Source organism: Niastella koreensis GR20-10 (assembly GCF_000246855.1).
Lineage (GTDB): Bacteria > Bacteroidota > Bacteroidia > Chitinophagales > Chitinophagaceae > Niastella > Niastella koreensis.
The window spans coordinates 1,236,913-1,252,321 of the sequence record NC_016609.1 but is presented as its reverse complement, the minus strand read 5'-3'; the positions used below and the strand labels follow the sequence as shown (position 1 = coordinate 1,252,321).

The window sequence follows — 15,409 nt, the reverse complement described above, 5'->3', positions numbered from 1 at the left end:
TGCTTACCGTCATTAATACCGGAAGATAAATAATTAAGGTACAAGAAACAAGGTTTAGTACAGGAGAACGCAGGTTGGGCCATTCAGGAGGCAAATTGTAAGCTTTACCGTATTACAACGGGCAGGGTGCGGCGAATAGCTACATTTGCTTCATGCGGCCGTCGTTCCATATAAAACCGGGCATCATCATCTCCCTTTCCATCGGGTGCTTTTTTATGCTGCGGTTCCTGATCCCGGTCAAAAGCAGGGTCTCCGATCAACGGCTCGTACAGTGGAGTGACGCGATCCTGCAAACATGGCCAACAATTACCGCTTTGTTCAATATGTAAATGGGGTATGCCTTTCAATCTTTTCCCTTTGCCTTTTGCCCTTTGCCATTTCACGACAGCTTTCTCTGCCGTCTGCCGTTTGCCGTCTGCCTTTTTCTTGTAACTTTACCCGCGTTTTAGTGTTATACAACGAAAGGAAGAGAAAATCCAGATCAAAATGAGTACTAACATTCAGCAGGTTATAGCAGCGGAAACAAATCCGGCCCTCCGCATCATTGCAGAGAAGATCGTAAATAAACAGCGTATTACCCCCGAAGATGGATTGTTGTTATTTGAGCAGGCAGGCCTGCCCCTTGTAGGCGCCCTTGCCAATTTTGTGCGGGAACGGCTGCATGGAGATACCACCTATTTCAATCGTAATTTTCATATAGAACCCACCAACGTGTGTGTGTTCGCCTGTTCCTTCTGCTCCTATTCCCGTCTGTATGCACACCGGGAAGAAGGCTGGGAACTAACCACCGACCAGATGCTGAACATCGTAAAAAGCTATGATGGCAAACCGGTAACCGAAGTGCACATTGTAGGCGGCGTTCACCCCAAGCTTACCATGGAGTTCTTTGCCGACCTGTTACGCAAAATAAAAGCGCACCGGCCCGAACTGCATATCAAAGGCTTTACCCCCGTAGAGCTGGATTATATGTTCCGCAAAGCCAAACTCACCGCCGATGAAGGCATGAAATACCTGCACGAAGCCGGACTGGATTCCTTACCCGGCGGCGGCGCCGAGATCTTCCACCCCGAAGTAAGGGAAAAGATCTGTGCCGATAAAGTAGATGCAGAAGGCTGGCTGGCCATTCATGAAGCCGCACACAAACTGGGTATGCACAGCAATGCCACCATGTTGTACGGCCATGTTGAAGAATTCCGTCACCGCATAGATCATATGGAACGCCTGCGTCAGCTGCAGGATAAAACCGGTGGCTTCAATACTTTTATTCCGCTTAAGTTCCGCAATAAAGAGAACGACATGAGCAATGTACCCGAATCAAGCGTGATTGAGGACATGCGCATGTACGCCATTGCCCGGTTGTATATGGATAACTTCCCGCATCTGAAAGCCTACTGGCCAATGCTGGGTCGCCATAATGCGCAATTGACGTTATCGTTCGGCGTGAATGATATCGATGGTACTATCGACGATACTACCAAGATCTACTCCATGGCCGGTTCTGAAGAACAAACCCCCACCATGACCACAGCTCAACTGGTTACCCTGATTAAACAGGCAAAAAGAAAGCCTATTGAGCGGGACACCTTGTACAAGATATTACATGATTATAGTGAGGTGGATATAGAGCAGATAGATGTAAATCCGCAAATGAATTAGAAGAAAGCCAAAAGCTATAAGCCTAAAGCCAATACAAATTCCTGTATTTGCTTTAGGCTTTTACCTTTAGGCTTTTACCCTTTCACGACAAACTTCCATGTTTGTCTCGTAGTAAACCAGCTTTTAACTACCCCGGGATCAATATTCCTGCCTTCAATAAACTGCAAAGCGCTTAACTGATCGTAAGCAACAATTTCTTTTGGGGCAATCGTAAACCCGCAAGCGGTAAATCAACTCTATCAACCGTGTCAACTCTATCAACCTGCACCTAACATTCAGGAAGGCTTAACGGAATATGCACTGCCAATCCTCCCTCCGACGTCTCTTTATACTTATGACTCATATCAACAGCCGTATCCCACATGGTCTTTATCACTGTATCCAGTGAAACCTTGGCAAAGTCGGGCGTACTTTGCAGCGCCAGTTGCGATGCCGTAATAGCCTTAATAGCTCCCATGGTGTTTCTTTCAATACAGGGAATCTGTACCAGTCCGCCAATAGGGTCGCAGGTAAGCCCGAGGTGATGTTCCATGGCAATTTCACTCGCCATCATAGTTTGACGCTGACTGCCGCCCAACACTTCGGTCAGTCCCGCTGCAGCCATGGCAGAAGACACGCCTATCTCGGCCTGACAGCCACCCATAGCAGCGGAAATAGTGGCCCCCTTTTTAAAGATGCTGCCAATTTCAGAAGCGGTCAGCATAAACTGCATGATCTTGTCATCGTTATACCCATCGCAAAATACCACCAGGTAATGCAGCACAGCCGGTATTACGCCCGCAGCGCCATTGGTAGGTGCAGTAACCACGCGGCCAAACGAGGCATTCTCTTCATTAATAGCCAGGGCAAAACAACTTACCCAGTCCAAAATATATTTGAAATCGCTGCCCCCCGCCCGGATGGCGTGGATCCAGCTATCGTAGTCAGTATAGGTTCTGTCTTTTAAAAGCTTTTTATTGAGATCGGCCGCTCTGCGTTTAACCTGTAAACCGCCGGGCAACATACCCTGGCTATGGCAACCGCGGAACATACATTCCTTCATCACCTGCCAGATCTTCAAAACGCCTTTCCTGGTTTCTTCATCTGTGCGCCAGCTGTTCTCATTCTCCATCACCACTTCGCTGATGCTTAAGCCGGTTTTACGGCACCAGTGTAACAGGTCATCAGCCGTATTGATAGGAAAGGGCAGTTGTACCGCATTGGTAGTAGTGGTATTTTCACCTTCCTGCTGTACAAATCCGCCGCCAACCGAATAATAGGTAGCAGCCAGTTGTTTTCCATTGTAGAAGGTAACCAGGAACGTTAATGCATTGGGATGATAGGGTAACGATTCTGTGTACAGGAAGGCTACATCAGTAGCATGATCAAAAGCAATTTCATGTTTGCCTTGCAACAACAACCTTTGGGTGGTACGAATGTGCTGCACTTTATCATCGAGAGATGCTACATCGCAGGTTACCGGATCTTCACCACTTAATCCCATCAGCACAGCTAAATCAGTACCATGTCCTTTACCGGTTTTGGCCAGTGAACCATATAACAATACCTGTAGGAATGCTACCTGGGTGATGTGATGATTTTTTTCGATTGATTGCAAAAAAAGCTGGGCTGCACGCCAGGGGCCAAGGGTATGGGAACTCGATGGACCTACACCTATCTTGAATATATCAAATATGGAAATGGATTCGTGTGGCAAAGGGCTATACGTTTTAGGGCAAATGTAAGCTAAAACAGTTGTTAGCTTTAGTTAAGTTTAAGATTGGTTTATAAGCAGTTACCTGTTCTAAGTTATTAGGTTCGTAAGTTATTGAGTTCTTTAGTTTTTTAGTTGCCGCGTCGCGGCCTTTTGCCTTTTGCCCTCTGCCCATTGCCTCTTTTAGTAAAACGAGTTCATCGTTATATCAAAAATGAGAATGGAATTAGCCGGAATGACCACCGTTCCGCTATTATCTTTTACGTCGGTATTACCATATGCCAGCGTGGGTGGGATATACAGTTTTATATGTCCGCCTTTTTTAATTAAAGGAAGGCCTTTTCTTAACCCTTCAATGGTAGCGCCAAGGGTAAAGGCAGTATTGGCCTGGTCGAAGACATGCCCGCTGGTAAGTTGACCGGTATAGTTTAATTCAACCTGGGAGCAAAGCCCGGGTGTACCGGTACCATCACCGGTATTCAGGATCTCGTAATAAAAACCAGTGGAATCTTTAAGCGCGGAATTAATATTATTGGAAGTAAGATAGTCTTTCACCGCCTGTTGTTCTGCTACCGGCGCCACGATCTTTTGATCGCTGTAACCGCAACCGCTATCTTTTTTACAAGCATTTAATAGCACAAAGCACAGTAAGCCCCAAACAAGATTTCTCATTAGAAATTGTTTTGTTTTGTTATCCCTGGTACAAGACAATGGTTTAAAGATGATAGCTGCGTACCCCCGCCCCCTAAAGGGGAGTAACAGCAAATTATTAGTTGCACTTTTCTGGTTTTAGGTTGCAAGTAGAAAGCTGGTTCCAGGTTTCAGGTTACAGGTTACAGGTTTCAGGTTTGCCGCGACGGATTGTCTGCCGTTTGCCTTTTCCCGCTGCCTACTGCCTACTGCCCTCTTCTTCCTTCTCCTTCGCCTTCAGTTCCAGATAATGCTGCTCCCGTTGCTCCCACTGATGGCGTTTATAAAACACAGCCACAAACACCGCAATACACATTACAGCAATCATTAGTATGACAGGACTACTCTGGCTGTTAGCCTCCATATTGGCGCGCGTATACCAGAATTTACCTGAAAATAATAAAATTAATACGGGAACTGCAAACAGCAGCCCAATGGGAAGCCCCATCAACAGCTGTTTATTGAGCTTTTTTTCGCGTAAGCGATTCGCCTCCCAGTACTCCAAAAACTGCCTTTCCTGTTCGTTAAGCATGCATAATAAATTAATCCACAAACGAATAAAACGTCCGGCAAAAATAATAACTTCACCCCACGTGTTTGTAGCACAGTCAAAATATGATTAACTTACATCAAAAATCCTTAATCTCTTGAAAATTTCCGTTCTAGTAGCACAGTATTTTTACCAGCACAGGGTATTGAACTTACCAGGTATTGGAAGCTTTTATCTTAGTGATGTGGTAGACGTGCAAACCATTGCGGATAAGAATTCGCGTGACCTTATTGAACACATCCATTTCGCCCAGAAAGCTATTACCCGGCCGGATGAACAACTCATTGAGTTTATCCGCAAACATACCGGTAAAATAAGACCGCTGGCTGAATCGGACCTGGAGACATTTGTTGCAGATGGCAAGCTGATGCTCAACATCGGCAAACCTTTTCACATCGAAGGCATTGGCACTTTACATAAGAATAAAGAAGGCGTTTATGAGTTTACACCCGGCCAGCCGGTTGTGCAGCGCCTGGAAGCGCCTACCCCACTCACCTCTGTTGATCAGCACGACCCGGAAAAACCGCTTAAAAGAAAATCGGTTTTTGATGAAGATCCGCACGAACGCCGCAATGCGTCCATCAGGCGTACGGCCATCGGCTTTGGCCTGGTAGTAGGGATAGGCATTATCCTTTGGGGTGGTTACAGCCTGTTCACTTCCAAAGTAAAAACAGAGCCTGGTACAGCATCCAACTCCACCACCAATGAGCAGGATACCCAGCGCACTTCAACTTACCTGCATAATATAAATGATCCGCAGAAAGCGCTGAATGATGTAGTTAAGAAAGACAGCAATATGGCAGGCGCAAACGCAACAGATACCACGCATAAGGCGGCTGTTACGCCCACGCCCGCCACTACTCCTGCCGCCCCGGTTACAGCAGGCGCCGGCAGAACGTTCAAATACATCCTGCAAACAACCAAACTCAGAAAAACGGCGCAGGACATGTATGATAAATTAAAACCAAAAGTTGAAATGGAAGCGGTTGATTCCAATCTATTCAGAATTGTGATCTCCTTACCAGGTTCACCCGCCGATACGGCCCGCATCAAAGACTCCTTACACTTTTGGTACTGGGGCGCCCGCCGCGATAAAGTGGTTACTGTAGAATAATAAGCTAAATGCTGAACGCTGAACGCATACAGCAGGATAACAATATGAATAGACGAACTGCCGAATACTGGATAAATAAACTTCAACTGGCGACCCATATTGAAGGGGGCGCATTCAGGGAAATTTACCGGTCGCCGGTTATGGCGCCTTTGTCGGCCCTTCCCGGTGGCTTTGGTGGCGACCGTAACTTTTGCACCAGCATCTACTTTTTGCTACAACAGCACCAGTTCTCGGCATTTCACAAAATAAAAAGCGATGAAGTATGGCATTTCTATTACGGAGATGCCCTCATCGTTTATGAAATAGATCAGCAGGGAAAATTGATAGAACACCGTCTTGGCTGCGATCCGGATAACAACGAAACCTTTCAATGTGTAATAGCAGCCGGCAACTGGTTTGCCGCCCGCCTGGCGCCTGGTGGCGAATATACCCTGGCAGGCTGTACGGTAAGCCCCGGTTTTGATTTTACCGATTTTGAGTTGGGTACACAGAAGGAGTTGCTAACTGCTTACCCGGGGCATGCTCAACTAATAAAAGAACTTACGATATAAATTAAAGGTTGACCAGTTAACTGATCAACCTTTTCCTACAATCTTCCCATCCTTCATCACCAGCTTTACTTTTCTTATCGCAGAAATATTACTGGCAGGATCGCCTTCCACCACAAGAATATCAGCAGGTAATCCAACTTTAATTCTTCCCGCTTTATCAGCAATGTTGAATACATCGGCATTTACCGAAGTGGCAGCGCGTAATACATCTATCGGTTTCATCCCATACGCTACCATCATTTCCATTTCACGCGCATTATCGCCATGCGGAAACACGCCCACATCGCCACCCATACAAATAGTAACCCCGGCTGCCAGTGCCGCCGCAAAGCTTTTACGTTTGGTTTGAATTCGTTCCGGTTCTTCCTGTTTGCCTTTTACCCAGCCCTTGTATTGCGAAACGGCATCACCCGCCGCTATAGTCGGACATAAGGCCACACCCTTTTCTTTCATCAGTTTAAATACCTCCGGGGTTCCCTGGTCGCCATGTTCAATGGTGCTTACCCCGGCCATAATGGCCAGTCGCATGGCTTCTGCCGAACCGGCATGCACTACTACCTCACGGCCACTACTGCGGGTCACTTCCACTGCCAGCGTTAGTTCGGCCAGGGTAAACGTAGGTTTTGCTTCGTCGTTAGGTCCCCAGCGATAGTCGGCATATATTTTAATCAGGTCGGCGCCTTTGCCTATTTGTGTGCGTATCTCTTTCTCCAATTCCGCCGCATTACCCACTTCGGCTGCACCTTTGGGATAGTCCACATCGGCAGAAGCAGATTTAGGTCCATAGCTGCCTGTTGCCACAATGGCGCGGGTGGCAACCAGCATATGCGGCCCCGGGATAACACCTTTCTCTATAGCGGTTTTTAAGCCTGCATCGTCGTACTCCGCCCCTTCGGTGCCCAGGTCGCGTACGGTGGTAAAACCGGCCAGCAGGGTAGCCCGGGCATGGGTAACGGCACGGGCTGTACGCTCGGCGCGGGATTCTTTCAACACCTGGTCGTCCCACGGCACTTCATTATAAGGATGCAGAAACAAATGGCTGTGGCCTTCAATCAGTCCGGGAAGCAGGGTGCAGCCTTTTAACCGCAACACCCGGGCATTGGCGGGTGCATTCACCTGGGTGCCGGCCGATTCAATAAAACCGTTTCTTACCAGCACCTGCCAGCCTTCGTGCAGCTGTCCGCCATCGAATACCCGGTCGGGTTGCAGTAAGTAAAGAGTATCCTGGGCCTGTAGCAGGGTGGTAGCCAGCATGGTTATAGGTAATAATAAGCAGGAAACAAGAAAGCGGGTAGTCATTGACAGGGTTTATTATACAGGCAATTTCACACCTCTGACGTTATCAAATCGGGGAACTTATTAACATTCGCTAATTCAAGACAACTAATTAAAACATTCAGGCGTCCTGTACAAGTTACCCGCTCCCTTTTTAACCCGTTTCAGATCCGTGACGAGTAAGCTTTGAGACCACAAAACACTCAAACGATTACTCCCAGGCAAGGGAGGTCCGTCCGTAGGCGGATCCCCTTTATTTTTTTATAGTATCCCTCCTCGTAAATGAATCTTTTCAGCCAGCCAGTACACACCTGACAGGTCTTCGCTCTGCCTTTTGCCCGCTGCCTTCTGCCTTTTTTCATCAGCTAACAAGGACCTCACAGGGACCTCACAGGGACCAAACAGGGACCTTATAGGGGCTTTTCCCCTGTTATGTCCCCGTTACCTCCGGGTTTGGTCCCTGTTTATTTGGCAACATATCAGGAATAGACTATATTCATACCCTAATCAAAACCAAAACCATGGCTAAATTCAACCAGGGTATCACTGGTCCCTTCCAGGGAAAAGTGGGTACCGTTATCGGCGCATCCTGGAAAGGGATCCCCTACATGCGCTCGCTTCCTAAAAAAAGAACCATTCCACCAACTGCTGGGGAACTGGCAAACCGGAAAAAATGGGCATTATCTCAACAGTGGCTGAAGCCCGTTCAGGATTTTGTCAGGATCGGATTTAAAGGGTATAGCCTCAAATCGGAAGGATTTATTGCCGCCAAGTCTTATTTGCTGAAGAATGCCATTACAGGCGAAGGAGAAACACTGGCTATTGACCCGGCGCGGGTGAAGCTGAGCTGGGGCGATCTTCCTCTGCCCAATAATTTACAGATGACCAGGTTGAAAGGAAAACAAATTCAATTTACCTGGGACCCCCAATTTATTGATGATATTTCGCATGAAGGCGATCAGATTATGATGCTGGCCTATAATGTTGAAAAATACAAAGTGGTAGACGACCTGTACGGCCGGGCAAGAGCCCACGGTTCAGACATCCTGAAAATAGAGAGCAAAACCGGCACCTTTCATATCTATGTAGCCTTTGTTGCGCATGACCGTAGCAGACAGTCGGAAAGCGTGTATATGGGCACTGTTGAATTATAACGCGCCCTTAAGGGTTAGGCGCGCCCAGTAACTCATTATACTTTTTCACTACCTGCACAAAATCTTCGGGGGTGTGCATTCTTAATTGCTGCGCGGCTATAAACGCGGCAATAGGTTCTTTTTTGTCGCCAAATTGTTGGGGCAGTTCGGTGCGGTCGTCCGGTAACAGCGTCATGACGCCGTTTTGAAGCAGGTAATAAAATTCAACCTCTTCCAGGCGGCGGTTTACCCGGCCGTTTGAAACAACCTGTTTTTCTTCAACAATATTCCGGGCAATCAGCCTCAGCAGGGAAGCCTTATCCTGTACCAGCACCTGGAAGTAGGTGTTTTCGGAAGTTTTTTCAGTAGTGGGAAATCCCCGGCGAAACAGCAGGGAATCTTTCTTTTTGGGATACATTACAAATTCCTGCACTTTGCTTTCCGCAGCAAAGGCATTGCCATTGAACTCCAGCAACAGCATGTTCTTGAGGCAATCGAATTTCAGTTTAAACTGGTTCAGCGTTCTGCCGCTGGTAAACCGCACTACCCCATCGCACCAGTCTTTAAACAAATAAGGATTTCCGGTAATGGTATTCTGGTCATCTTCTTTAGTGGCTTGACCAAGGGCGCACTGGCACAGCAACAGCAAACACCAGGCAATGTGCTTCATGATGGCAAATTTGATTGCCTATAAGGTACGAATATTTGGGCAATAATATTTTAACTGTATGGGATGGCAACAGGCGCCTGCTCCCGCAATCATTTCTTAACGCTAAGCAATTCAACAGAGCCTGATCTGCCGATTTTTCTATTACCGCTAAACATGTCAATTTCCATTTTTACCAATCCTGCTTCGGGATTATAACGCATCGTATACCTGTTTACCAGGGTAGCACCATTAAACTGGAAATCACAATCAACATTGATTATATAACACTCGAACGTACCGGCAGCAGTTGTCACTTTTTCCTTACCGGCTACTTTAATAGCTTTAATAATGGTAAGCATTTCATAATCTTTGGACCAAATGCCGGATTCTCCTTTTACCTTGTGCCAGCCATCGGTTCCCTGGGTAGGCAATTCACCGGTCTTTGTAAAAGCCTGTTTAATCTGTTTAGTGGCTATTGCTAAACCGGCAGCTCCTTCAAGAACGAGGGGTATAGTATAATGCGCATCAGGATCTGCGATAGGGGCATTACCGGTATAAAATAAATGTCTTTTTACGATCGTGTTACTGGCATCGTTAAACCAGGTTGTATCTGCGGAATAAAAATCGAATGGGATCAACAGATTTTTTCCATCACATTGCAACCGGATGGTTTTCTCATAATGGTCATTTTCTGCATCTTTTATTCCAATACCTTTTTTTGTGATCGTGCTGAATGTACCACCCGCACTATCAGCAACATTGGTTACCTCAAAGGTCATTTTCAATGCTTTTTCATCTCTGTATCCGGGAGTGTACACCATATATTCCAGTTTGGCGCCTTTCGTCATTAAAGCACTACTACTACAATTTTGGGCCCTTGAGTCAATAACACCTGCACAAAGAACAAACAACAATAAAAATCTCATGAGTTGGAATTTGGGCGCAAGTTAAAAAAATAATATGTTTTATTTCTTTATGCTGCTTAGTTCTATATACCCCTTATAATAGCGGCTATCCTGCAGTTTTACCAATCCGGTTTCCTTATTGAAATACATCCAAAACTAACCTGTCAAACCAACAACACAGTCCAAAGCTAACGGAACAATATAGGTTATTGCATCAGTAAGCGGGGTAAACGCTATCACATAACCAAACTCATCCTGCACCTGTCCTGCTTTATGTATATCTTTTGTAAAAATGGTATCGTAATAATAAAAATCATATGGAATAAGCAGGTGTTGGCCGTCACATTGCAATACAATCTTTCGTTCGTACTTTTTTTCTTCAGCAACGCTATAGCCCCTTTTTGTAATGGAGCTCCACCTACCACCGGCGCTGTCCTTCACCTCGTTTACTTCAAAAAGCAGTCGGGAAACCAGTTTGTATCCATTGGAATCTAATTTGGGGAAATGCACACTATATTCCAACTGAACTCCTTTTTGCATAAGCAGATGTTCCTTGCAATCCTGCGCCGTTAAAAAGCCATAAGACAGGCTACACACTAAGAGTAAGAGGAATTTCATGGGCAGGGATTTGTCACAAGATATTAGCAGAAAAGGGAATTCGCAACAGGACAAAAAAATCCCTCCCGATACAATCGGGAGGGACCTATATTGGAGCGAGTTTGGATTAATAATCCATGCCACCCATACCAGGAGCGCCACCGCCATGTACATGGGGTTCTTCTTTCTTAGGTTTATCGGCAATTACACACTCAGTGGTAAGTACCATACCAGAAATTGAAGCAGCGTTTTCCAAAGCAATACGGGTAACTTTAGTAGGATCGATTACACCAGCGCGGAGCAGGTTCTCGTATTTCTCTGAACGTGCATTGAAACCGTAATCGTTCTCACCTTCTTTAACTTTTTGTACTACAATGCTACCTTCGATACCGCAGTTGGCAACGATTTGACGCAGCGGCTCTTCAATAGCGCGTTTTACAATAGCAATACCGGTGGTCTCATCTTCGTTCAAACCTTTCAGTTTGTTTAAACCAGCGATAGCACGGATGTAAGCTACACCACCACCAGGCACGATGCCTTCTTCAACGGCAGCGCGGGTTGCGTGCAGTGCATCGTCAACGCGATCTTTTTTCTCTTTCATTTCAACTTCGGTAGCAGCACCTACGTACAGTACAGCCACACCACCGCTTAATTTAGCCAGACGCTCTTGTAATTTTTCTTTGTCATAATCTGAAGTGGTTACTTCGATCTGAGCTTTGATCTGGTTTACGCGGGCGTTGATATCGTCTTTTTTACCTTTACCACCTACGATGGTAGTATTGTCTTTATCGATAGTGATAGAAGCAGCCTGACCTAAGTAAGTAAGATCGGCGCCTTCCAGTTTGTAACCTTGCTCTTCGCTGATAACTATACCTTTGGTAAGGATAGCGATATCCTGCAGCATTTCTTTACGACGGTCGCCGAAACCTGGAGCTTTTACAGCAGCCACTTTCAGGGTACCACGCAATTTGTTAACTACCAGGGTAGCCAGTGCTTCACCTTCCAGTTCTTCTGCGATGATCAGCAAAGGACGGCCGCTTTGTGCTACCTTTTCCAGGATGTGCAGAATATCTTTCATGGCGCTGATCTTTTTGTCATAGATCAGGATGTATGGGTTATCCAGTTCAGCCTGCATTTTTTCGCTGTTGGTAACGAAGTAAGCTGAAGTATAACCACGATCGAATTGCATACCTTCTACTACATCAACAGTAGTATCGGTACCTTTTGCTTCTTCTACAGTGATAACACCTTCTTTACCTACTTTAGAGAAAGCTTCAGCGATCAGTTTACCAATAGCTTCGTCGTTATTGGCAGAGATAGAAGCAACCTGCTGGATTTGTTTGCTGTTGATACTAACAGCTTGTGACTGACTTTGCAGGTTTTCAACAACTGCTTCAACAGCTTTGTCGATACCGCGTTTCAGGTCCATTGGGTTAGCACCGGCAGCTACGTTCTTCAAACCTTCGCTGATGATAGATTGTGCCAGAACGGTAGCAGTAGTAGTACCATCACCTGCAATGTCAGCAGTTTTAGAAGCTACTTCTTTTACCATTTGAGCACCCATATTTTCAATGGGATCTTCCAGTTCAATTTCTTTTGCTACAGTAACACCATCTTTTGTTACTGAAGGAGCACCGAATTTTTTCTCCAGTACTACATTACGGCCTTTGGGGCCTAAAGTTACTTTTACGGCATTGGCCAGAGCATCAACACCCTTTTTCATTCTATTGCGGGCTTCGATATCGAAGAAAAGTTGTTTTGCCATATTATTCAGTTGAGAATTTTACTTAATTAATTCTTTGTTTTACTTAGCCTATTAGCGCTGAGCTAATCAGCATATTGACTATACGATAGCTAAAATGTCGCTTTCACGCATGATCAGCAGGTCGTCACCTTCGATCTGGATCTCAGTACCTGCATATTTGCCATACAGAACTGTATCACCAACTTTTACAGTAACCGGCTCATCTTTTTTACCAGGACCGGCTGCTACAACCGTACCACGTTGAGGCTTTTCTTTTGCAGTATCGGGGATAATGATACCACCTGCGGTCTTCTCTTCCGCTTTAGCCGGGCGAACAATTACCCTGTCGTGCAGCGGGGTAACATTTATAGCTTCTACTTTCTTAGCCATAGTGTATTAATTTTTGATTTTAGATGATGTTGATGTGAGGTGCCGGTTTTTGGTTTGGCCTGCCAAAAAGCCGGGCGGCAAAAGTAAACGAATTTTATACCAATCCTTTGCTAAAGGCCATTTTTTCAGGGTTTTTGGCAAACTATGGCAGAAAAATGAAAAGAGCGGCCCCGTTTATCGGATTTTAATGTGTCATTTTTGCAGCACTCAATCCCTTCTAACCCAATAAATTGTCGTTAAACAAGAAATTGGTAAGATAGAAAAGATGATAAACACGATTTTGGGGGTACCCTGTAAATCGTTTAGCTTTGTGCCCTCAAAAACAAGTTCTTGCAAAATGATCAGCAGAAGAAACATTCGTGTGAAGGTTATGCAAACCATTTATTCTGTAGAAAGTCAGATCGCAGAATCAGGTGGCGAAGTACCTGCCAAGCCAGTTGATACCGTGAAGATTTTACAGAAGCATTTTGATCAAACCCGTTCGCTTTTTATTTATTTGATCCACTTTGTTACAGAAGTGGCCCGTTACGCGGAAACCGATGCCCGCAACCGCGCTTCCAAACACTTGCCTACGAAAGAAGACCTTAACGTTAATATTAAATTAGCCGGTAACGAATTACTGTGGAAGATCCTTGAGCTCCCTTCCTACAAACAGGCCGTTAAAGACGACAAACCTGAAGGCTGGGTTGACCAGGACATGCTGAAAAAGATCTACCAGGAACTGAGTGAATCGGAAAAATACCAGCAATATATTGCCGTACAGGGTAGGGATAAGAAAGACGAAAAAGAAATGCTGGAGTACATTTTCAACACCCTGCTGTTACCCAATGAGATTTTTACCAGTTATATTGAAGAGTATTTCAGCAACTGGGACGATGATGCTGACATGCTGGTAGTGCTGATGCAGAACTTCCTGAACAAACCTTCCGCCTACAACTTCCAGGAATTGCTGAGCAAGGAAAAATGGCAGTTTGCCAAAAATCTGCTGCAAACCACGCTGGAAAAGAAAGAGCTGGCGTTGCAATATATTAAACCTAAACTCAAGAACTGGGACCCTGACCGTATCGCCTCCCTGGATATGATCTTAATGCGGATGGGCGTGTGCGAATTCCTGTTCTTTGAAACCATTCCCCCGAAAGTTACCATTAATGAATACATTGACCTGGCGAAGGAATACAGCACCCCGCAAAGTGGTCAGTTTGTAAATGGTATTCTGGATAATATTCATAAAGACCTGGTGCGGGACAATCAGATGCATAAAGTGGCATTCACCCCTAATGGTACACAGCCACAGCAATCAGCGAATAAACCTTCCTGATTAACTTGCTTTGATTAGATTTGCAAAAATTTATCCCTTGATGAAATACTTATTGGCCTTTATAGCTGCAGCCACCTTTATCGGCTGCGACTATGCAGATAAAACGCCTCCGGGAACCCCTGTGATCCCTAAAGAAGCGTTCGACAGTACTAAATTCACGACGATTGAATGGATAGATTCAACAAAGGATTACGGTAAGATCACAGAAGGGCAAAAGTTGGATGTATCATTCCGTTTCAAGAACACTGGCGATAAACCGTTGATTATCCGTACAATCAGACCAGGTTGCGGTTGTACAGCCGCCGAACCGCCCAAAGAACCGATAGCACCGGGCGCAGAAGGCGCCATCAAAGCTACCTTCAACAGCCAGGGCAAGGAAGGACACAACAACAAGGCCATTTATATAGAAGCAAATACCAAAGGCACCCAGAACCATACCGTGCATTTTGATGTTGATGTAGAAAAGGCAGCAAGTAAATAATATTATTTTATATATAAAATGAGCAACGGGCTTTCTTACATTTGCGCTCTTGTTCATTTTCACATTTTCAAATTAAAACAATGACAGCAGTTATTTTATTGCAGGCTACAGGTGGCGGCGCCGGATACATGCAGTTGGTTCTTTTAGTAGGTATGATCCTCGTATTCTGGTTATTTATGATCCGTCCACAGGCTAAAAAAGCAAAACAGGCCAAATCATTCCAGGAGAATTTACAGAAAGGCGACAAAATCGTTACTATTGCCGGTATCCATGGCCGTGTAAATAAAATGAACGAAGATGGCACCATCGATATCGAAACCAGCCCAGGCAGCTATTTAAAGATTGAAAAAAGCGCTATCTCTATGGAGATGACCGCTAATGTAAATAAGACAGCGGTTACTACGCCAGCTAAATAAGGCCCGGTTTCGGCTTAACATATTCAAAGGTGAGTCTTGTTAAAAGACTTGCCTTTTTTTATTGTGGTGAGGCTGGCTAAAAGCTGTAAGCTGAAAGCTGAAAGCTGAAAGCTAAAAGCTGAAAGCTGAAAGCTGAAAGCTGAAAGCTGAAAGCTGAAAGCTGAAAGCTGAAAGCTGAAAGCTGAAAGCTGAAAGCTGAAAGCTGAAAGCTGAAAGCTGAAAGCTGAAAGCTGAAAGCTGAAAGCTG

Annotated in this window: 17 protein-coding genes; 7 read left to right on the top strand and 10 right to left on the bottom strand. The window is 45.4% G+C overall.

The window, feature by feature from the left end:
* Nucleotides 1-104: 104 nt before the first annotated feature.
* Nucleotides 105-293, bottom strand: a complete 189-nt coding sequence (locus NIAKO_RS05040; protein WP_107685665.1) for a hypothetical protein — start codon at nt 291-293, stop codon at nt 105-107.
* Between the two features lie 193 nt (nt 294-486).
* Here NIAKO_RS05040 and mqnE point away from each other — a divergent pair, with 193 nt between their 5' ends.
* The gene (mqnE, locus tag NIAKO_RS05035; protein ID WP_014217314.1) at nt 487-1,656 is read left to right on the top strand and encodes an aminofutalosine synthase MqnE; all 1,170 of its coding nucleotides are present in this window, start codon (nt 487-489) and stop codon (nt 1,654-1,656) included.
* Between the two features lie 268 nt (nt 1,657-1,924).
* Here the strand turns inward: mqnE and NIAKO_RS05030 are convergent, their stop codons facing one another.
* From NIAKO_RS05030 to NIAKO_RS05020, 3 genes are all read right to left on the bottom strand, one after another.
* Nucleotides 1,925-3,352: an L-serine ammonia-lyase gene (locus tag NIAKO_RS05030; RefSeq protein ID WP_014217313.1), complete on the bottom strand. Its 1,428-nt coding sequence runs from the start codon at nt 3,350-3,352 to the stop codon at nt 1,925-1,927.
* A 180-nt stretch (nt 3,353-3,532) separates the two neighbouring features.
* A complete protein-coding gene (locus NIAKO_RS05025; protein ID WP_014217311.1) occupies nt 3,533-4,021 on the bottom strand; it encodes an FKBP-type peptidyl-prolyl cis-trans isomerase in 489 nt (162 codons plus the stop codon).
* Between the two features lie 217 nt (nt 4,022-4,238).
* Nucleotides 4,239-4,571 (bottom strand): hypothetical protein, encoded by a 333-nt coding sequence (locus NIAKO_RS05020; RefSeq protein WP_014217310.1) that lies wholly within the window; start codon nt 4,569-4,571, stop codon nt 4,239-4,241.
* A gap of 115 nt (nt 4,572-4,686) precedes the next feature.
* Here NIAKO_RS05020 and NIAKO_RS05015 point away from each other — a divergent pair, with 115 nt between their 5' ends.
* Nucleotides 4,687-5,703 carry a hypothetical protein gene (locus tag NIAKO_RS05015; protein WP_014217309.1) on the top strand — a complete coding sequence of 339 codons (1,017 nt, stop codon included), beginning with the start codon at nt 4,687-4,689 and terminating at the stop codon, nt 5,701-5,703.
* A 44-nt stretch (nt 5,704-5,747) separates the two neighbouring features.
* On the top strand, nt 5,748-6,254 hold the full coding sequence (locus NIAKO_RS05010) for a cupin domain-containing protein (protein WP_041348012.1): 507 nt from the start codon (nt 5,748-5,750) through the stop codon (nt 6,252-6,254).
* A 24-nt stretch (nt 6,255-6,278) separates the two neighbouring features.
* On the opposite strand, the gene NIAKO_RS05005 is transcribed toward NIAKO_RS05010, so the two are convergent.
* Nucleotides 6,279-7,553 (bottom strand): metal-dependent hydrolase family protein, encoded by a 1,275-nt coding sequence (locus NIAKO_RS05005; protein WP_014217307.1) that lies wholly within the window; start codon nt 7,551-7,553, stop codon nt 6,279-6,281.
* 497 nt (nt 7,554-8,050) lie between these two features.
* Here NIAKO_RS05005 and NIAKO_RS05000 point away from each other — a divergent pair, with 497 nt between their 5' ends.
* On the top strand, nt 8,051-8,683 hold the full coding sequence (locus NIAKO_RS05000) for a DUF6266 family protein (RefSeq protein WP_014217306.1): 633 nt from the start codon (nt 8,051-8,053) through the stop codon (nt 8,681-8,683).
* Between the two features lie 7 nt (nt 8,684-8,690).
* Here the strand turns inward: NIAKO_RS05000 and NIAKO_RS04995 are convergent, their stop codons facing one another.
* The 5 genes from NIAKO_RS04995 to NIAKO_RS04975 all read right to left on the bottom strand — a co-directional run bounded on the left by NIAKO_RS04995 (nt 8,691) and on the right by NIAKO_RS04975 (nt 12,947).
* Nucleotides 8,691-9,332 (bottom strand): hypothetical protein, encoded by a 642-nt coding sequence (locus NIAKO_RS04995; protein WP_014217305.1) that lies wholly within the window; start codon nt 9,330-9,332, stop codon nt 8,691-8,693.
* 89 nt (nt 9,333-9,421) lie between these two features.
* Nucleotides 9,422-10,237, bottom strand: coding sequence for a TapB family protein (locus NIAKO_RS04990; protein ID WP_014217304.1), 816 nt, complete (start codon nt 10,235-10,237; stop codon nt 9,422-9,424).
* Nucleotides 10,238-10,372: 135 nt separating this feature from the next.
* The gene (locus NIAKO_RS04985) at nt 10,373-10,834 is read right to left on the bottom strand and encodes a hypothetical protein (protein WP_133055327.1); all 462 of its coding nucleotides are present in this window, start codon (nt 10,832-10,834) and stop codon (nt 10,373-10,375) included.
* Between the two features lie 106 nt (nt 10,835-10,940).
* Nucleotides 10,941-12,578, bottom strand: coding sequence for a chaperonin GroEL (gene groL, locus NIAKO_RS04980; protein ID WP_014217302.1), 1,638 nt, complete (start codon nt 12,576-12,578; stop codon nt 10,941-10,943).
* Nucleotides 12,579-12,656: 78 nt separating this feature from the next.
* On the bottom strand, nt 12,657-12,947 hold the full coding sequence (locus NIAKO_RS04975) for a co-chaperone GroES (RefSeq protein ID WP_014217301.1): 291 nt from the start codon (nt 12,945-12,947) through the stop codon (nt 12,657-12,659).
* Nucleotides 12,948-13,284: 337 nt separating this feature from the next.
* Between NIAKO_RS04975 and nusB the strand changes: the two genes are divergently transcribed.
* From nusB to yajC, 3 genes are all read left to right on the top strand, one after another.
* A complete protein-coding gene (gene nusB / locus NIAKO_RS04970; RefSeq protein ID WP_014217300.1) occupies nt 13,285-14,265 on the top strand; it encodes a transcription antitermination factor NusB in 981 nt (326 codons plus the stop codon).
* 40 nt (nt 14,266-14,305) lie between these two features.
* The gene (locus NIAKO_RS04965) at nt 14,306-14,746 is read left to right on the top strand and encodes a DUF1573 domain-containing protein (protein ID WP_014217299.1); all 441 of its coding nucleotides are present in this window, start codon (nt 14,306-14,308) and stop codon (nt 14,744-14,746) included.
* 80 nt (nt 14,747-14,826) lie between these two features.
* Complete coding sequence (gene yajC / locus NIAKO_RS04960; RefSeq protein WP_014217298.1) at nt 14,827-15,162, top strand: preprotein translocase subunit YajC; 336 nt, start codon at nt 14,827-14,829, stop codon at nt 15,160-15,162.
* Nucleotides 15,163-15,409: the final 247 nt, after the last annotated feature.